This is a genomic window from Priestia sp. SB1 (assembly GCF_038898415.1).
Map to the genome: position 1 here is coordinate 20,239 of NZ_JBBJSS010000005.1, position 17,456 is coordinate 37,694.

20 protein-coding genes are annotated in these 17,456 nt (G+C 40.0%); 5 read left to right on the forward strand and 15 right to left on the reverse strand.

Going from position 1 to position 17,456, the window contains the following annotated elements; genetic code table 11:
* Window positions 1-576: 576 nt before the first annotated feature.
* The 6 genes from WKH56_RS18270 to WKH56_RS18295 form a co-directional block, all read right to left on the reverse strand.
* Window positions 577-1,023 (reverse strand): DUF6376 family protein, encoded by a 447-nt coding sequence (locus tag WKH56_RS18270; RefSeq protein WP_275211049.1) that lies wholly within the window; start codon window positions 1,021-1,023, stop codon window positions 577-579.
* Window positions 1,024-1,293, reverse strand: a complete 270-nt coding sequence (locus WKH56_RS18275; protein WP_342836153.1) for a hypothetical protein — start codon at window positions 1,291-1,293, stop codon at window positions 1,024-1,026.
* Between the two features lie 127 nt (window positions 1,294-1,420).
* Complete coding sequence (locus WKH56_RS18280) at window positions 1,421-2,401, reverse strand: ABC transporter permease (RefSeq protein WP_014459751.1); 981 nt, start codon at window positions 2,399-2,401, stop codon at window positions 1,421-1,423.
* Window positions 2,394-3,305 (reverse strand): ABC transporter ATP-binding protein, encoded by a 912-nt coding sequence (locus WKH56_RS18285; RefSeq protein WP_014459750.1) that lies wholly within the window; start codon window positions 3,303-3,305, stop codon window positions 2,394-2,396. The genes WKH56_RS18280 and WKH56_RS18285 overlap by 8 nt, the downstream gene beginning before the upstream one ends.
* A gap of 13 nt (window positions 3,306-3,318) precedes the next feature.
* On the reverse strand, window positions 3,319-4,113 hold the full coding sequence (locus WKH56_RS18290; RefSeq protein ID WP_033579231.1) for a GDSL-type esterase/lipase family protein: 795 nt from the start codon (window positions 4,111-4,113) through the stop codon (window positions 3,319-3,321).
* Window positions 4,114-4,136: 23 nt separating this feature from the next.
* Window positions 4,137-5,015, reverse strand: coding sequence for an NAD(P)-dependent oxidoreductase (locus WKH56_RS18295; protein WP_168760887.1), 879 nt, complete (start codon window positions 5,013-5,015; stop codon window positions 4,137-4,139).
* A 345-nt stretch (window positions 5,016-5,360) separates the two neighbouring features.
* Here WKH56_RS18295 and WKH56_RS18300 point away from each other — a divergent pair, with 345 nt between their 5' ends.
* A complete protein-coding gene (locus WKH56_RS18300) occupies window positions 5,361-5,561 on the forward strand; it encodes a cold-shock protein (RefSeq protein ID WP_013057405.1) in 201 nt (66 codons plus the stop codon).
* Between the two features lie 204 nt (window positions 5,562-5,765).
* Here the strand turns inward: WKH56_RS18300 and pdxR are convergent, their stop codons facing one another.
* Both pdxR and WKH56_RS18310 read right to left on the reverse strand, forming a co-directional pair.
* Complete coding sequence (gene pdxR / locus WKH56_RS18305) at window positions 5,766-7,199, reverse strand: MocR-like pyridoxine biosynthesis transcription factor PdxR (RefSeq protein ID WP_028413044.1); 1,434 nt, start codon at window positions 7,197-7,199, stop codon at window positions 5,766-5,768.
* Between the two features lie 394 nt (window positions 7,200-7,593).
* Window positions 7,594-9,294: a pyruvate oxidase gene (locus WKH56_RS18310; RefSeq protein WP_047750795.1), complete on the reverse strand. Its 1,701-nt coding sequence runs from the start codon at window positions 9,292-9,294 to the stop codon at window positions 7,594-7,596.
* Window positions 9,295-9,576: 282 nt separating this feature from the next.
* Here WKH56_RS18310 and WKH56_RS18315 point away from each other — a divergent pair, with 282 nt between their 5' ends.
* A complete protein-coding gene (locus tag WKH56_RS18315; RefSeq protein ID WP_013057408.1) occupies window positions 9,577-9,777 on the forward strand; it encodes a cold-shock protein in 201 nt (66 codons plus the stop codon).
* Between the two features lie 196 nt (window positions 9,778-9,973).
* Here WKH56_RS18315 and yjcZ read toward each other — a convergent pair whose 3' ends face one another.
* The gene (gene yjcZ / locus WKH56_RS18320; RefSeq protein ID WP_013057409.1) at window positions 9,974-10,111 is read right to left on the reverse strand and encodes a sporulation protein YjcZ; all 138 of its coding nucleotides are present in this window, start codon (window positions 10,109-10,111) and stop codon (window positions 9,974-9,976) included.
* 266 nt (window positions 10,112-10,377) lie between these two features.
* Here yjcZ and WKH56_RS18325 point away from each other — a divergent pair, with 266 nt between their 5' ends.
* Window positions 10,378-10,614, forward strand: a complete 237-nt coding sequence (locus tag WKH56_RS18325; protein ID WP_013057410.1) for a hypothetical protein — start codon at window positions 10,378-10,380, stop codon at window positions 10,612-10,614.
* A gap of 29 nt (window positions 10,615-10,643) precedes the next feature.
* Here WKH56_RS18325 and WKH56_RS18330 read toward each other — a convergent pair whose 3' ends face one another.
* Both WKH56_RS18330 and WKH56_RS18335 read right to left on the reverse strand, forming a co-directional pair.
* Entirely contained in the window at window positions 10,644-10,916 is a 273-nt protein-coding gene (locus tag WKH56_RS18330; RefSeq protein ID WP_033579235.1) for a hypothetical protein, read from the reverse strand.
* Between the two features lie 142 nt (window positions 10,917-11,058).
* Window positions 11,059-11,256, reverse strand: coding sequence for a hypothetical protein (locus WKH56_RS18335; protein ID WP_014459743.1), 198 nt, complete (start codon window positions 11,254-11,256; stop codon window positions 11,059-11,061).
* 308 nt (window positions 11,257-11,564) lie between these two features.
* On the opposite strand from WKH56_RS18335, the gene WKH56_RS18340 reads away from it, so the two are divergent.
* Complete coding sequence (locus WKH56_RS18340) at window positions 11,565-12,347, forward strand: SDR family oxidoreductase (RefSeq protein ID WP_048019146.1); 783 nt, start codon at window positions 11,565-11,567, stop codon at window positions 12,345-12,347.
* Between the two features lie 16 nt (window positions 12,348-12,363).
* On the opposite strand, the gene WKH56_RS18345 is transcribed toward WKH56_RS18340, so the two are convergent.
* The 4 genes from WKH56_RS18345 to WKH56_RS18360 all read right to left on the reverse strand — a co-directional run bounded on the left by WKH56_RS18345 (window position 12,364) and on the right by WKH56_RS18360 (window position 16,615).
* On the reverse strand, window positions 12,364-13,140 hold the full coding sequence (locus WKH56_RS18345; protein WP_221833873.1) for an SDR family oxidoreductase: 777 nt from the start codon (window positions 13,138-13,140) through the stop codon (window positions 12,364-12,366).
* Window positions 13,141-13,242: 102 nt separating this feature from the next.
* Entirely contained in the window at window positions 13,243-14,205 is a 963-nt protein-coding gene (locus WKH56_RS18350; protein ID WP_063247831.1) for a quinone oxidoreductase family protein, read from the reverse strand.
* Between the two features lie 118 nt (window positions 14,206-14,323).
* Window positions 14,324-15,838, reverse strand: a complete 1,515-nt coding sequence (locus tag WKH56_RS18355; protein WP_115654125.1) for an acetyl-CoA hydrolase/transferase family protein — start codon at window positions 15,836-15,838, stop codon at window positions 14,324-14,326.
* A gap of 132 nt (window positions 15,839-15,970) precedes the next feature.
* Window positions 15,971-16,615 carry a LytTR family DNA-binding domain-containing protein gene (locus WKH56_RS18360; RefSeq protein ID WP_310883877.1) on the reverse strand — a complete coding sequence of 215 codons (645 nt, stop codon included), beginning with the start codon at window positions 16,613-16,615 and terminating at the stop codon, window positions 15,971-15,973.
* Window positions 16,616-16,773: 158 nt separating this feature from the next.
* On the opposite strand from WKH56_RS18360, the gene WKH56_RS18365 reads away from it, so the two are divergent.
* Window positions 16,774-17,454, forward strand: coding sequence for a DUF421 domain-containing protein (locus WKH56_RS18365; protein ID WP_048019143.1), 681 nt, complete (start codon window positions 16,774-16,776; stop codon window positions 17,452-17,454).
* Window positions 17,455-17,456: the final 2 nt, after the last annotated feature.

A 17,456-nucleotide genomic window follows, 5' to 3' on the forward strand; every position in this document is an offset into this window, starting at 1 on the left:
TCAAAAATAGTATAGCAGAAAAGATTTATAAAGGATGTAAATTTTTTGATTTTTTAGTAAACCATTTGTATGCGTTTTATTAACTTTTTGTAAACCGAAAAAATTTTTTTAGTTTCTCTCTTTAAAACAAAGGACTATAGTTTTTATTAATTGGATGAACCCTCCTTTTTAAATGAGTCTTATTACCTAATACATCAACGTTCCCACGTTCTCTTTTCATTCAAAAAAAATTTATTTCAAGCGGTGTGTATATATGTACTATACATAGGATATGAAAAGCAGACATTAAGTTTGTCACAGCTTCTAACAAAATTTCGTAGATATAAAAAAGAAAGAGAAGGTTTTGTCTTCTAATAAATAGATATATTTATATAATTTTACATTTATAACATGGAAACGAGATTGAATTATAAGGCATACCTACTATATCAATCCAATCTAAAGCATCTATACACATGAAACCTACGTTCATCCTACAAATAAAAAAATCCGAACGAAGTTGATTCTCCATCAAGAATCGTGATTCATCGTTCGGATTTTCTTCAATTAGCACACTTTTGTCCCAGGTTTGTTTTTTTACTGACCTAATTCTTTAATTTGTTTCATAATACTTGATACATCTTGAATTGATTGAAACAATTCACTGTTTTTTAGCGCTTCTGGATTGAAGCTGCCATCCTTTATATTGGCTTCATACGCTTCAATTCCACTAATGATTTTTTCGTTTTGCTGCACAAGCTGATCGTGCACATCAGAAGCGATGTCAGGAGCTTTGGTTTGATTAAATTCTTCGGCTTTCCCTTTCATTTCCTGCAGCTTTTGCTCGAGCTTTTTTATTGCCTCATCGTCATTAACAGCTTTTTCCGCTAGAGCCGGTATTTCTTCAGCAAACTTTTGAGCTTCACTCACGTAATCTTTCGCATCGTTTGCGTAGTTCAACGTACTGCTTGTATCTTCAAGAAAAGAACAGCCGCCGACCATAAAGAGAACAGCAGTTGACATGACCAGCATCCACTTTTTCACTTAGCACTCAACCTTTCTTATTTTCTTTTCTGCTATCTTCTTTTCGATTTTCGTTTCTTTAACTCTTTCATAATAATGGGTACAGCTTTTTTTATTCCTTTTTTCACAGCGGGGCTTTTTAACAGTCTCGATAGTTTTGACATTTTTAAGCTCCTCTCTTCTTTTGAAATAACAAAAAACACCTTTACCATATGTGGTAAAGGTGTTTGTATCCAGACCTTTACCAATGGCAACATTGGCAAAGGTCTCGCTAACAATTTGCATTGTCAATAAAGCCGGAGATAATAATCTCGAAATGACGACTTTACTGCAAGAGCTACTCCCCTTTGAGCAAAACAGCATTTTTTGTTAACACAATCATAACGTATGTTCCTGATTATCGTCAACTTATATGGAATTAATACACATCTTTTTTGGTAAATACCAGAAACGACACGAGCAGCCCGGCAAGTCCCCAAATGGTTAAAACACCTAAGGAAAATCCTAGTGTCATTCCTTCAGTCGGAGGAGCTGTGCCTTGCAGGTAAGAAGTTAAATTTAAATTGACCATAAACAAGTACTTAGCTGAATTCCACGAAGAAACCATACTGCTTAAAATCGTACCTGCAATCAAACAAGCAAGCATCACACCCATACCAGCAGCCGTACTTTTAATTAAAACGGACAGCATAAAAGCAAGCGTTCCAACCACCAGGGATACAAACCAAGCAAGGCCAAATTCCATTAAAATATATCTCCACTGCGAAATTAAATGAACGTCCGCTGTATTCAAATCATTGCCCTGCACGCTAAATCCCGTAAGAATAGGCGCTGTCCAGCCTTTAAATCCAAATACAACGCCAGAAATGAGATACGACAAAACGCCAAACATTAAAATTAAAAACGAGACGGACATGACGAGCGTGATGTATTTACTAAGCAGGATTTTCCACCGTTTCACAGGCCTCGTCAACAGTACCTTGATGGATCCCAAGCTGTATTCTGAAGACACTAAATCCGCTGCAATAATCATAATCATCAGCGGCAGCAAAAGCTGAATGGCGTTTTCAATGAACCCTCGCACAAACGTTGGGGCTCCTGGTTCCGAAGGATTAATATCGTTATCTAAGTAATACTGCTGCTGCGCCACGCGAATTTCAAGCTGCTTGCGCCAATCATCTGAAATTTGGCTTCCGCTCAGCCGGTTTTGCGTATCGATAATTTCTTGCTGCAGCGTACTGCGCCAATCGGTCGTTCCTAGCTTTTCTTGAAGGCGCTGCGTTTCGCGAAGCTGAGCATAGGTGAACATGGAAATCAAAACGCCCATAATAAGGGTAACGATTAACAGGCGCTTTTTTCGAACGAGCTTGATCATTTCATTTTGAACCAAACTAATCAATCGATTCGCCTCCTGTCATTTCGATAAATAAATCTTCAAGAGTCGGAAGCTTTCGGTTCATTTCTTTTACCGTTACTCCTGCTTGAATGAGCTGTTTGTTCCACTCTCCCACTTCAGCTTCCTCATAAAACGTCGTGACATATTCTCCCTGCACTTGCACAAAGTCCGTCACTTGTTTTAAGACGTCTATTCCCGCTGGCTGCGGATCTAGCTTCCACAGTAAGCGCTCCTGCTGAGTTAACAGGGTCTTCACCGATTCTGTGTGAATAACTTCTCCTTTTGCAATAATCGCTACTCGGTCACACATCAGCTGAATCTCGCTCAGCAAATGACTCGATACTAAGACGCTTAGACCTTCACTTTCAGCTAAAAAGCGAATAAATTTACGCATGTCCCGAATCCCAGATGGGTCGAGTCCGTTCGTTGGCTCATCTAAAATGAGCACTTTTGGTTTTCCGAGAAGCGCTTGCGCAATTCCTAAACGCTGCCTCATGCCTAACGAATACGTGCGAACTAAGTCGTGGATGCGCTCTTGCAAGCCAACTAATGCCACAACTTCATGAATGCGTTCTTCCGTCATAGAAGGAATCATACGTGAAAAATGCTGCAGATTTTCCCAGCCGCTTAAGTATGGATACAGCTCAGGATTTTCAACAATACAGCCGATATGCTCCATCGCTTTTGTAAACTGCTTCGATACGCTGTATCCACAGATAGAAATGGAACCAGCCGTCGGGCGAATCAAGCCGACAAGCATTCGAATCGTTGTCGTTTTACCGGCTCCATTGGGTCCTAAAAAACCGAACACTTCGCCTCTTTTTAATTCAAAATCAATATTTTTGATGATTTCACGTTTTCCTATTACTTTTCTCAGGCCTTTTACTGAAAGTGTTACTTCACTCATATCATTCCCTCCCTTACCACGTAATAAGCGATGCTACACGTTCTGCGATCAGCTTGTAGCCTTTTGCATTCGGATGAAACTTATCAGTATATAAGTAGTCATCTACCTTTAGCTGAAACAAATCAAAGGTCGGAACAAAAACAGTTTGCTTATAATTAGCGCTTAATTCACTGCTTTTATAATTCCATTCTCGTACAATAGCCGTTGTCGTTTTTGCATCTTGCAGGTTACTAAACGGATTATATAAACCAATTAAAAAAATCGTTGCGTCTTTATTTGCCGAACGGATGCTTTTTAAGATGCTGTCTACGTTTTTTAAATAGTCATTTTCTAGCTTTTGAATATTGTTTTTATTTAAGTTTTGCAGCGTTTGTCCACCTTGAAATAAGTCATTTCCGCCAATCGTAATCAGCACGGTATCTGCAGACTTAATCTGCCGCTGAATTTGCTGCTGCTTTACTTGACTTGCCAGCTGCGAAGACGTTTGACCTTTTATTCCAAAGTTACTTAAGAGGATTTTTTTCTTCGTTTTTTCTTCAAGATTATCTTTTAAATACCCAACGTATCCTTTTCCCGCTGCGTCTCCTGTTCCTCTTGTCAGTGAATCTCCTAAAGCAACAATCGTATAATTTTTGGTACTTTTGTTACTGCTGCTTGTTTCTTGCTTCGGCTTTGGCATTTCTTTTACAGTAGCTTTTGAGGCGCTAACATAATCATAAATAGACATTCCAAGCCCTGCTGCAAACAGCAGACACGAAATAATTGAAATAAAGGATACGATCCATACCCACTTTCCTTTCGCTTTCACTGGCTGCACTCCTTTTCGTCTTTTTAGTTATCTTTTTTTAGAGCTTCAACTGTTTTTAGTAACGCCGACCAGTCTAAATGACCCCAGCCATTTTCAATTCCTTGTTCATAATGACCTTTCACAAGCTCTCCTAACGGAAGCGGCGCGGACACTTTTTTGGCTGCATCAATAGCCAAGTTTACATCTTTTAATCCAAGCTCCAGCTTAAATCCGGCTGGATCAAAGTCTCTTTTAGCAATTAAATTGCCGTAATTTTTATACACAGGAGATGCAAATAAGCTGTTAACCACTTCAAGAAACTGCTCCGCTTGCATCCCGTACTGCTCTACCATGACTACTGCTTCAGAAATGGCTTCTAACATCGATACTAGTAAAAAATTATTGCCAAGCTTAGCTACATTTGATAAGTAAGGCTCGTCTCCTACAGTAAAAATAGTTTGACCAATCGCTTCAAACAGCGGCCAAACGTGCTCTCTTGGTTCTTTATTACCTGCAACTATTACTTTGAGAGCCGCAGCAGCTGCTGCGTCGGGGCGCCCTAAAACGGTCGCTGCAACAAAATGCTGTCCTGATGCAGCATGTGCGCTTGTTAATTTTTCGGACAAATCTACGCTAATAGTACTCACAGAAACGTGAATACCGCCTTCTTGGAGGCCTGCAAGTATACCGTCTTGTGACATCGTTACTTCTTCTAAAGCCTCGTCATTGGAAAGAATCGTAAAGACAAGATTCGCTTCTTGTGCTGCTTGGGCAGGTGTCTCTACAACCTTTGCTCCTTTTTTCACAAGACTTTCCGCCTTTGAAGCAGTTCGGTTATAAATCACAAGTTCATGACCCGCTTTTATCATATTTTCCGCCATCGGTAATCCCATATTTCCTAAACCAATTAAACCCACTTTCATCTTTACCACTCCATTTCAGCGCTCAGTATGTACATTTATACTTGTTTTCTACCTTTAGAAAAATCATATTTTCATTATTATATAACTACAGTAAAAGCGAATACAAAGAATAGCCTTTCTAAAATGTTCAAAATGTGACATTTTTTAGACGTGTCTTATGAAAAACTTGTCAAAAAAATACGGATAGTTTTTAAATAAAGCGCTTGCAAGCATAGGAAATTTCTGCTAAGATATAAGAGAATTATTTTTGTTCGGTGGGGATGTATGAGTATTGTCACTTTTCGTCTTTAGATTTGAGCAAGAATAGTACCACAATGTGCGAGTCCGCACGAGGAGGCAACAATTATGGAACAAGGTAAAGTAAAATGGTTTAACGCAGAAAAAGGTTTTGGATTCATCGAGCGCGAAGGTGGAGACGATGTATTCGTACACTTCTCAGCCATCCAAAGCGAAGGCTTCAAATCTTTAGACGAAGGTCAAGCTGTAACATTTGACGTAGAACAAGGTCAACGCGGACCTCAAGCTGCTAACGTTCAAAAAGCATAAGAAACACAACATATCAGAAACAGATCCTTTAAGGGATCTGTTTTTTTGTGTACAAACATAAAAAAGCCCTGTTTTTCAACAGGGCCAGTCGGTACAAATACAGAAGTAAAGTTAATGGTACTCTTAGTATAGCACAAGATCATAACAATCTATACGAAATAATAAAATAAAACTTTCATCCGGCACGTTTACCTATGTTTATAGCTATTCCAGACTCTCTAGGGCGCTCGCAAATCGTTTAATTCCTTCTCGAATAACCTCTTCTTCCCCTCTGCCAAACGTAAAGCGAATAGCTCCGCTTTGAGAACTCAGCACGCTTCCTGGGACAAAGGCCACTCCTTTTTTAAGCGATTCTTCCAATAGACGATAGTCATCGACCGGCTGATTCACTTTGCACCATAAGTGAATCCCGCCTTGAGGCGAATCGAAAGATACTTTTGATCCAAGCAATTCGTTCAGACTCGACGACAGGGCATACTCTTGCTTTTTGAGCTCTTGTCTAAGCTTTTCAATATGAGAAGAAAACGTAGGAGAATCTAAGAATTGATAAGCAATCCACTGCGGAAAGATGCTGTGACCAAAATCAATTTGCTGCTTAGCGTCTGCCAGGCGCTGAATTACTTGCTCCGGCCCCACTATCCATCCAATTCGAAGGCCTGATGCAACAATTTTAGAAAGCGAGCTGATATAGAGGACATTTCCATTCTCGTCCATCGATTTCAGCGTTTGATGTACATTTCCGTCAAATGCCGTGAGTGAATAAGGATCATCTTCAATAAGCGGAATGCCGTATTCTGAAGAAAGCTCTAAAAACCGCTTTCGACGCGCTTCTGATAACACAATACCGGTCGGGTTTTGATAGTACGGATTTAAAAAAATCATTCGAATGCGATGCTTTTTATGTAATTCTACTAAGTCGTCCGGGTTGGCTCCATTTTTATCTACAGGCAGTAAAAACGTTCGTAGACCTGCTGATTGAAAGAGCGGCAGTGAATAGCTATAGGATGGATCTTCAATCGCTACTGCATCCCCTGGTTTTAACAAACACTGCACAATCAAATGAAGTGCTTGCTGTGCACCTGATGTAATTAGAATAGAATTGGAGTCAGTGGAGATTTTCCGGTACTCATAAACATGAGCAGCAATAGCATCGCGCAAACGTTCATTGCCGTGGGGATGATCATAGCCTAAATGTTCATTAAAAGGCATGCCCGCTAATATTTGCTGAAAATCTTCGCTTGGAAATAAGCTAGGAGCTAACTCTCCGCTGGCTAAGTTCACAAAATCTGTTCGCAAAGCCTCGCTTCTGATTCGCTGTACGAGCGGTAAATTAGGCAAAAATGAACCGTCTTCTACATATCTCCCCCAGTTTGGAATACGTTTTCGGGAAATTCCCCAGATGCTCGAACTCACTCGCGTGCCGCTTCCTTTTTTACGTTCTACGATTCCAAGTGCCTGCAGCTCTTCATAAGCAGCTACTACCGTGCTTCTGTTCACGTTGAGCTCAGCGGCAAGCGTTCGTTCTGATGGCAGCATAGAATCCGGTGGAAAAGCTCCCGATGAAATACAGCTTTCAATATATTCTGCAATTTGTTTATAAATCGCTTTTTTGCTAGCGCGATCTGGTCTCCAGTTCATGCGGCGTCAGTCCTTACATTTAAACTTTCTTAATTAGTAGTTTATCCTTTATCTCTCTTATCTTAAAGCAGTTTTATAAAAAAAGACCATCCAATTCGGCGTTTTTTTGCTCATCCACTTTATCAAAAATTATAATAGTAGCTATTTTTTATTTTTAGGTATTTTAGTTTACATAATAATTTTATAGTTAATCATATTGAATGAATTTCACCATGAAAAAGAGATTGAGACATAACCACACCAGTCCAATCTGAAGACGAACAAATGGGATACATGAAAACTACATTCACCATGCCAATAAAAAAACCCAAACGAAGTTGATTCTCTATCAAGAATCTCGATTCATCGTTCGGATCTTTCTTCAACTAAATTACTTTCGTCACAGCCTATTTTTTTATAAAGGCGGTAAATCTAGCTTGCCTTCTTGAAACAATTCTTTCACCATGTGCTTGGCATACCCTGTTGCTTGCCCAAGCGTTATTTTTGCTGGCATAGGCGCTTCGTTTGCATCAACGATTACATCGATAATACACGGTTTATTCTGTCTAACTGCACTTTCAAAAGCCGGCAACAGCTCGTCTTCCTTTTCTACTCGGTAGCCAACACCTCCGCAGATATCTGCATACCTAGCAAAATTCGGGTTTGTTAAATCTGTCCCAAATTCAGCATTTCCCATTACTTCTTGTTCAAATTTAATCATGCCGATTTTATGATTATTAAATAGCACTACGACTAGCGGAAGATTGTATTTAACAGCTGTAATAAAGTCAGCCATTGTCATCGCAAAGCCGCCGTCTCCACACACCGCAAACACCTGCTTCTCGGGATAAGCAATTTTTCCAGCAATTCCGCCCGGCAGCCCGCATCCGAGAGTGGCTAACCAGCTTGAAATCACAAACTGCTGATTTGTCATCCGAAAATGACGCGCCATCCATACTGTGACGTTTCCTACATCTACAGACAAGACCGCGTTATCATCCGCTACGTGCTGAAGCGCTCGAATCACTCGCTGAGGCTTGATAGGTACACTTTCTTTGGCTTCTTGGGTATCAAGCTGATTCCACCACTTTTTCATACGTTCTTGACTTTGCTCTAAAAACTGGCGATGCTCTGAGCGGCCAACGTTTTCTAAAAACCACTGAACCGTTGCTTTCGCTTCTCCTGCAAGCCCTGCATCTACAGGATATCTTTTGCCAATTTGTGCAGGATCAATATCAATATGAATCGTTTTCGCATGGTCTGGCAAAAATCCTGTAAACGGATAGGACGTCCCAATCATGATGAGCGTATCCGCTTCTTGCATCGCTTCATACGCTGGCTTTGTCCCGATTAATCCAAGTCCTCCGAGACAATATGGATGTTCATCCGGTATTGCGCCTTTTCCAGGAAGCGTAAGAACAATCGGTGCTGCGATTTTTTCTGCAAATGCAAGCAGCTCTTCTCTCATTTCATGTGTGCCTCGACCGGCTAGGATAACCGGACTTTCCGCTTTACGAATCAAATCTTTTGCTTTTTCAAGATCTTCTCTATGGGGAAAAATGTCTTGTTTGACAATTACGCTTGATGTTTCTCGTACTTCTGATCCGACTTCAAAACGAGGAATATCATCGGGAATGGTTAGCACAGCCACACCTTTTTTAGCATACGCTGTTCGAATCGCTTGATTAACAACAGTCGGAAGCTGCTCAGCGGACATGACTCTCTGGTTATATACAGCCACATCATCGAACATTCTCTCTAAATTAATTTCTTGAAACGCATCGCTGCCGATGAGATCTGATTCTACTTGCCCCGTAAGTGCTAAAACGGGCGCTTTGTCTAATTTGGCATCATATAAGCCATTTAGTAAATGAATTGCTCCCGGTCCGGCAATAGCCGTGCATACACCGATTTTACCCGTTAGCTTCGCATATGCAGCTGCTGCGAGAGCTCCCGCTTCTTCATGCCTTACTTGAATAAATTTAATTTTATCCTGGGCTTTGCGAAGCGGTTCAATAATTGAATTAATGGAGTCTCCTGGCATGCCGTAAATATGATCAACGCCCCATTCAATTAGCAGTTCAATCAGTTTTTCTCCAGCTTTTTGTTTAAACATATGACTACCCCTTTCTTCTTATATATAGAGATAGTGTGACCTGATACGCTCTTTCTTACTTATTTTCAGCCGTATAGTTTTCGTTTTCTTTCGTTAAAAGAAGGCAACATCTTCGTTAAATTTTCTTCATTCCTTGCAATTATCATTATCTTTTGCTATTCTATAAGAAGAATTATTTTTGTTCGGCAACAATCGATAGGTGAATACTTTCGTCTTAAAGATTTTGATCATGAGCAAGGATAGTAATACAATGTGTGCATAGCACACGAGGAGGCAACATTCATGGAAAAAGGTACAGTAAAATGGTTTAACGCAGAAAAAGGTTTCGGATTTATCGAGCGCGAAAACGGCGACGATGTATTCGTACATTTCTCAGCAATCCAAAGCGAAGGATTCAAATCTTTAGACGAAGGTCAAGCTGTAACATTCGACGTTGAAGAAGGTCAACGCGGACCTCAAGCTGCTAACGTTCAAAAAGCATAAGTAGTAAAAAGACTCTGATTTCAGTCAGAGTCTTTTTTTTATGTAGAGCTACGCATAAATTTTTTTAACATGTAGTTTGTACACGTTATTATAAATAGTAAACTAAAAGAGTCTCTTCATTCCGAAGAGACCTTTTGTGGAAGAAATAGTTGAAGAAATAAAGTGTGGATGTTGCGTCGTCCTCATTTTTTAATAATTAGCACCAGCCGCCGCCGAAGCAAGAAGCGCCGATGATGATTAATAAGATGAAAAGTACAATGATTAAAGCGAAACCGCCGCCGCAGCCACCGCCGCCATAACCACAACCGTATCCGTAACCTCCGTAGTATCCCATGTGTTTCACCTCCATTTGCTATACTTTAAGATATGTGGATTTAGTTAAATTGCTCCTAATAATTCCATAGAACTTTTGAAAATGTTTGTCATACACTAAAATACTGAGCTTCTCAAACAAGTTCCACAAAGTGATAAAATATCTGATTTTATGGGCATTTACTCCTCTTTTCTTTATCTTTTAAAAATGTAATCGCTCCCTTTTTCATGAATGTACAATGCGCTGAATACCTTTAGTTATGTACACTCACACAGGAGGGATTCAATATGTTAACACTCGAAATTTCAAAGCAAATCGTTAAAAACGTCTACCCTATTGTCTTATCGAACCGCAGTAAAATCTTTCAAGAGGAAGTGAGCGTCGCCGCCTTGCAAGACTACTTTGGTCTTGATCATGCCTTTAGCGTATATGCAGCTGCCACCATTATTTATCAGCTAGAAGCTGACGGATATGTATCCAAACCTCTGAAACGCAACGAATACAAGCGAATTTTGCTCAAATAAAAACAAGCATCCCCGCAAGGATGCTTGTCTTATTTATAGCTATACCTGTCGAATAATTGCTCGACTCTTTTGTGATAGTCTGCAAGGTAATCAGAGAGCTCCGTTTTGCTCAAATTATTGGCCTGCTCCTCAAATAGTGACAGCAGCGAAATTTTAATCATTTCCATTTCCGTTTCCGAACGATTTTCATTTCGCAAATCTTTTCTTAAATTCCACAGGCTTTGCTCCATTTCATGCTTTAATTGTTCTAGTGAGTGTGGTTCTTCAGATCCGGCACGAATGTCTTTTTTAAATCCACTCATCTTATCACTCCTCGCATTTGCACCTGCTAGATAGTATCTAATGTATACTATACCATAAATAACTATACGAGGCTTAAGCATGCATTTTAAGCAATTGGTCACAAAATAAAAAACATCTCTTTGGATGTCTTTACGTTACTTTTTATCTTACTTCGTCTTCTTCACCTTTTACATATTTAAAAAATGAATCAATCATTTCATTTAAAAAATCATTTCGATCTTCAAAATTCATAATTTCTAAAAACTCCACAATATCCTTATCTAAGCTAATAGAAGCGGGAACATAAGCAGCTGCTTCCCTTCTTTGCGGGAATGGAATCACATTATCTTTCTTCTTCATAAAACACCGTCCTTTTTCTGTGCTTTACTAGTGTAAGCTTTCAAGGAACGATTTGCAAGTCCCTCTGATGTAAAATTTTATATAAACATTCTTCTGAAAAGACAGAGTATATCTTTAGCTACCCAAGCAAGCTCATTTGACCTTAGCCTTTTTCGTGTTCTGGCGTCATATTAATAATTCGCCGCTGTTTTCTCTTTTCCTTTTGGCATCTTTTAGCAAATTTAAACACAAATAGTTTAAAAGAGGTTTTTATTTCCTTCTTATAGGTTAAAGAAAGGAAACAACATTTTTATATGGAGGGGTTACAAATGATTGCATTAACTGGAAAAGTTGCGCTTGTGACGGGAGCGGCATCTGGAATTGGACGCGCTTCAGCCATCACATTAGCTGAACAAGGAGCGCGCGTTGCTCTTTTAGACTTAGAGGAAGAAAAATTACAAGAAGTAAAAGAGACCATCATGGCGAGCGGTGGAGAGTGTATAGCCATTAAAACAGACGTATCTGACTCTGAAAGTATAAAAGAAAGTATCGAAACGATTAGCAGCTTATGGAGTCAATTACATATTGTTTCTATTAACGCAGGCATCAACGGTACGTTTTCTTCTATTGAAGAACTATCACCAGAAGATTGGACAAAAACAATTGATACAAATTTAACGAGTACTTTTTTAACCGTGAAGCATTCTATTCCTTATTTAAAAGCTCAGGGAGGAAGCGTTATTATTACTAGCTCGATTAACGGCAACCGTACATTTTCAAACATCGGCATGAGCGCATACAGTTCCTCCAAGGCTGGCCAAATGGCCTTCGGCAAAATGGCAGCTCTTGAACTTTCTACATACGGAATACGGGTTAACGTCATTTGTCCAGGAGCAGTTGATACAAATATTGAAAGCAATACATTCCGTCAAGAAGACAAATTAAAAGAAGTCGCGATTCCAATTGAATATCCAAATGGCAATCAACCGCTTGCTAAACGCTCGGCTAAGCCCGAAGAAGTAGCAGATTTAATTTCCTTTTTAGCTTCTGACGCGTCCAAACATATTACCGGAAGTGAAATGTTTATTGACGGCGGAGAATCGCTGCTGTAACGTACAAGCCCCTGCATTATCTGCCAGGGGCTTGTTTTTTGCTTTTATGAACAACGTCTACTCCACCCGAAGCAGATATAATGCTGCCTGTAATCATATCTGAGTTTTCATCACAAAGAAACTCAATAATACGCGCAATGTCTTCTCCCGTACCTGATCGGCCCACAGGCGTTTCCTTGTCTTCTAGTAATCTTGCTTTTATGATATCACTTTCTTTCATGTCTCCTACAATATCTCCGGGACAGACCATATTGGCCGTAATCCCGTATTCGGCTACTTCTAGAGCAAGCGATTTGGTCAGAGAAGCCAGCCCTGACTTAGCGGCACTAAAAGCCGCGCGGTACATCCATCCAGGGGTATGCTCTACATCTTGAAAGCCGTATGTAATAATCCGTCCAAACTGCTGGTTTTTCATAATAGGAACAACAGCTTTGACAAAGTGAAAAACAGAGCTTAAATTCCCTTCCACCATTTCATACCATTCACTGTCTGTGTACTCTATTAATTTCTTTCTTTCAAATACATACGGACCTGCATTATTAATTAAAACATCAATACGTCCAAACCGCTCCATAGCCTGCGCAACGACATGTTCAATATCTTCTTTATTTGTTATGTCTCCTTCTATAAACTGTACGTTATCACTATATTGATGCCATTCTTCTTGCAGTTCTCGCACTTTATTTTTATCACTGCGAAAATGGACGGTAACGGAATACTGCTTTTTTAGAAACTGTTCTGTTACTTTTTTGCCGATACCTTTATGACCTGCTGTAATTAATGCATGTTTCATCGACCTTCACCTCTTTTACTCTACTTCTCTACTATATATTAGACAGCTCCTTGATTTCTCCTTTACTAACGGAAAAAAGCCCTTGACGAAAGGGCTTTTCTTTTACGGTCTTAACAAAATTTTACCTGTACTTTTTCGGCTTTCAAGAAGCTCATGTGCTTTCGCTCCGTCTTTTAAGTCAAATACCACAGGATCGGTTAGCACAAGCTGACCTTTACTGATCCACTCAAACAGCTGCTGTGAGCGTACTTTGCGTTCTTCATAAGATACAAGCACGTTCCACAGATCTCCGCCTGTAAGCGTTTTAGAGGTATCCATCAGCATACGTGGGTCGACCGGGGCCGGATCGCCTCCTGCCATTCCGTAAAACACCACGGTTCCGCCTGTTTTTACGGCTTCAAAGCTTTTTTCTAGCGTAACCCCTACAGATTCGTAGGCAACATCTGCGCCTCGTTTCGTTACTTCTTTCACTTGTTCTACCCAGTTATCTTCGTATAAAAAGACATAGTCAGCCCCTGCTCGAGCCGCTGCTTTTGCTTTTTCAGAAGATGACGTTAAGCCAATAACCTGTCCGCCTAATAGCTTAGAAATTTGAACTAAAAGCTGCCCTACACCTCCAGCAGCTGCGTGAACAAGTACATAATCACCCGGCTGAATGCTGTAGCTGTCTTGTGTTAAATAGTGGGCCGTTAACCCTTGCAAAAGCACAGAAGCAGCTGTATCAAACGAAATATCGTCAGGTACAGCAATTATTTTATCCTGTGGCACGGCAACAAGCTCTGCATTTGCAAAAGGAACGTCAGCAAACGCAATGCGGTCTCCTACGTTAACATGACTTACTTCTGCTCCTACTTCTTCTACCACACCTGCTCCTTCATATCCTAAAATATATGGAGGTGTACCCGTTAAGTGATAGTTCCCTTTTCTTCGGTAAACATCCGCAAAATTAAGTCCAATTGCTTTTGTTCTTACTAGTACATCTGTTGGTCCAATAGAGGGATTCGGTATATCTTGATAGTGAAGAACGTCAGGTCCTCCAAATCTTTCAAAAACTAATGCTTTCATATATAAGTTACCTCGTTTTCTTTATGTATTCCCTTTCATCGTAATTCAACGAGATAACAAACACAAGTTTCTTACTCAGCAAAAAACGCTTTGTCTCCTCATGAGACAAAGCGTTCTTTTACTTTGTTTGCGCTACAACTTCTCGCATTGTTCCATTTTTTTGATAAGACGTATGAAAAGAAAAGGCTTTTTCAAGAACGTGCGGTGTTTGGCCGCTTCGCGTGAGCGCTTCTTCGTAATACGCCATAAGCTGATCGCGATACATTGGGTGGGCACAATTTTCAATAATGCGTTTTGCTCGTTCTCTTGGAGCGAGTCCGCGTAAGTCTGCGTATCCTTGCTCTGTTACAATGACATCCACATCGTGTTCCGTATGATCAACGTGCGAAACAAACGGCACTATGCTTGAAATATCACCGTTTTTAGCAATGGATTTTGTTACAAAAATACCAAGGCGCGCATTTCGGGCAAAATCTCCTGAGCCTCCGATTCCGTTCATCATTTTTGTTCCCATCACATGTGTGGAATTGACGTTTCCGTAAATATCTAGTTCTAGCGCGGTATTAATTGAAATCAGCCCTAAACGACGAATGATCTCGGGATGGTTGGAAATTTCCTGCGGACGAAGAATAAGTTTACCTCGATAGGCTTCAAAATTCGAGAAAACTTGTTTCATTTTATCTGCTGAAAGCGTAATTGAGCAGCAGGAAGCAAACGTAACTTTTCCTGCGTCAAATAAATCAAACACGGCGTCCTGCAATACTTCGGAATATACTTCTAAATCATGAAACTCAGAATCTAACAAACCGTGGAAAACGGCATTTGCCACGGATCCAATTCCAGATTGTAAAGGAGCAAGCGATTCAGTTAATCGCCCTTCTTTAATTTCTTGGCGTAAAAATGAAATCAAATTTTGAGCCATCACAACCGTTTCTTCGTCAGGTGCTACAATTGTAGACGGTGAATCTAGCTGATTTGTAAACACAATACCCTTTACTTTATCTAAATCAATTGGTATGCCTAACGAACCAATACGATCATCGGATTTTTTCAAAGGAATTGCATCTCGCTTTCCTTGAGCGCCCGGATCATACAGATCGTGAATACCTTCTAACAGCTCTGGCTGCGCTGTGTTTATTTCAATAATAATTGATTTTGCATGCTCGGCAAACACCATTGAATTGCCGATTGACGTTGTTGGAATCATCATTCCGTCATCCGTGATAGAAACCGCTTCCAAAATAGCGAAATCTATTGAATCTAACACGCCTGAACGCACCCATTCAGAAGTATGCGATAAATGCTGGTCAATAAACTGAAATTCACCTTCATTAATTTTTTTACGCATCGTCGGGTCCGCTTGAAACGGCAGGCGTTTGTTTAACATGCCTTTTTCTGCAAATAGCTTATCCACATCTGATCCAAGTGAAGCACCGGTATACACGCTGACTTTTATCGGCTCAGTTTCCGCTCGTTTCGCTAGCGCAAACGGTACAGCTTTGACATCGCCCGCGCGTGTAAAACCGCTTAGACCAAGCGTCATTCCATCTTGAATCCAAGACGCTGCTTCTTCAGCAGAGACAACGCGATTCTGTAATGCTTCATGCTTAATTCGATTACAAACGTTTTTCATTCTGTTCACTCCTTGTTTTTGCTCTTTTTTACCATTTTACTGTAAAGAAAGCGTCCATAAGAGTTTTTGGAATGAAATGGACAAAAATAGCGACAAAACAGCATATTTGATGATAATGAAGCTAAATGACGGTTAAAACCCAAGCAGCTTTCGAAAATAACTGGCGTACGACTGACTGACCGGAATTTTTTCTCCATTGTTCATCACTAATAAAAAGGTTGAATGTGTATCAGGGTAAATTTCTTGAATTTGTGTCACATTGACGATAAAGGAACGATGACAGCGCACAAACTCTTCTTTTGGAAGCACATAATCAAATTCATTTAACGTGTATTTATGCGTACCCGTATACTTCTGTGCGTACACATAGGTTTTTCGGTCACGCGCTTCTACGTAGATGATTTTTGAGAAAGGAACCGGTATCCATCCTTCGTTCACCTTTAACGTCACAACTGACTTTCCGCTCGTTAACGCAGGAAAAATCGCCGTTACGCATCCTTGAACATCTCCTTCATCTAAAAAAGGCACGGCCATGCCGTAGTAAGGTGTGCCGAACACGTCTCGGTGAATAAATTCCGATACTTTTTGCTTTCGTTCTAATGCTTTATATGTAATCGTTCCTTTTTTTATTTGATCTCCAGGGCTGATTTTCAAATTAATTCGTTTGTTTGCTCGGTAATACACGTACGTTTCTAGATCTGAAACGGCAATCGACGCTTCATCGGAGAACAATTCACTGATAACATCTAGTAGGGCTGAGGCTTTAAATGGTTTCATCTTTTCACCTTCTTTTGTCTAGTTAAACACGTTGCTTCTTTATTGTAGCGCAAAAGCAAAAGCGATTGGGAGACAAGCATGGAATTTATCCTTTTAACTGCATAAAATTTCTATTTTTTCACAACATAAAACAATGAAATGAAGGAAGGGTGAAATGTATGGGCTATGCTGAATCGACGTTTCGAATCGCCTGTTCATTTTTTGTGCTGCTTCTTTTAACGCGGCTCATGGGAAAAACAGAAATCAGCCAGTTAAATGTATTTACATTTATTACGGCAATTACGATTGGTAATATCGCTTCTTCCCTCTCCACCGATGAGCGAGTGGAGATTGATAAAGGGGTTTATTCACTGCTAGGTTGGACATTTTTAACAATCGCTATGGGCTATATTGGAATGAAATCGAAAAAAGCACGGCATCTTATTACCGGTGAGCCTAAAATTGTGATTAAGCAAGGAAAAGTGATGGAAAAGGCGTTAAAACAAGTGCGGCTAGATATTGAATCTCTTTTAGGCATGCTGAGGCAGCAAAACGTGTTTTCCATAAAAGATGTAGAATACGCCATATTAGAAATCAACGGAAACCTTTCCGTTATGCAAAAACAAGATAAAAAGCCAAACGCATGGTCAAAAACGCTTTTATTTCCCACTTCAACCGGCGTTATTTACGACGGAAAAGCGAATGAAGATGCGTTGAAGGACCTGCATGTAGATAACAACTGGCTGCATAAGCAGCTGGAAAAAGCGGGAGTCAACTCAATTGATGACGTCTTTTACGCTGAGGTTCAGTCGGACGGATCGCTTTATATTGACTATAAAAAAGATAAATTTAACTCATAAAA

Coding starts and splice junctions, on each gene's coding strand:
- WKH56_RS18285 (WP_014459750.1), bottom strand. CDS start 3,305: ATGAGTGAAGTAACACTTTCAGTAAAAGGCCTGAGAAAAGTAATAGGA.
- WKH56_RS18295 (WP_168760887.1), bottom strand. CDS start 5,015: ATGAAAGTGGGTTTAATTGGTTTAGGAAATATGGGATTACCGATGGCG.
- WKH56_RS18300 (WP_013057405.1), top strand. CDS start 5,361: ATGGAACAAGGTAAAGTAAAATGGTTTAACGCAGAAAAAGGTTTTGGA.
- pdxR (WP_028413044.1), bottom strand. CDS start 7,199: ATGAACTGGAGACCAGATCGCGCTAGCAAAAAAGCGATTTATAAACAA.
- WKH56_RS18310 (WP_047750795.1), bottom strand. CDS start 9,294: ATGTTTAAACAAAAAGCTGGAGAAAAACTGATTGAACTGCTAATTGAA.
- WKH56_RS18315 (WP_013057408.1), top strand. CDS start 9,577: ATGGAAAAAGGTACAGTAAAATGGTTTAACGCAGAAAAAGGTTTCGGA.
- yjcZ (WP_013057409.1), bottom strand. CDS start 10,111: ATGGGATACTACGGAGGTTACGGATACGGTTGTGGTTATGGCGGCGGT.
- WKH56_RS18325 (WP_013057410.1), top strand. CDS start 10,378: ATGTTAACACTCGAAATTTCAAAGCAAATCGTTAAAAACGTCTACCCT.
- WKH56_RS18330 (WP_033579235.1), bottom strand. CDS start 10,916: ATGAGTGGATTTAAAAAAGACATTCGTGCCGGATCTGAAGAACCACAC.
- WKH56_RS18335 (WP_014459743.1), bottom strand. CDS start 11,256: ATGAAGAAGAAAGATAATGTGATTCCATTCCCGCAAAGAAGGGAAGCA.
- WKH56_RS18340 (WP_048019146.1), top strand. CDS start 11,565: ATGATTGCATTAACTGGAAAAGTTGCGCTTGTGACGGGAGCGGCATCT.
- WKH56_RS18345 (WP_221833873.1), bottom strand. CDS start 13,140: ATGAAACATGCATTAATTACAGCAGGTCATAAAGGTATCGGCAAAAAA.
- WKH56_RS18350 (WP_063247831.1), bottom strand. CDS start 14,205: ATGAAAGCATTAGTTTTTGAAAGATTTGGAGGACCTGACGTTCTTCAC.
- WKH56_RS18355 (WP_115654125.1), bottom strand. CDS start 15,838: ATGAAAAACGTTTGTAATCGAATTAAGCATGAAGCATTACAGAATCGC.
- WKH56_RS18360 (WP_310883877.1), bottom strand. CDS start 16,615: ATGAAACCATTTAAAGCCTCAGCCCTACTAGATGTTATCAGTGAATTG.
- WKH56_RS18365 (WP_048019143.1), top strand. CDS start 16,774: ATGGGCTATGCTGAATCGACGTTTCGAATCGCCTGTTCATTTTTTGTG.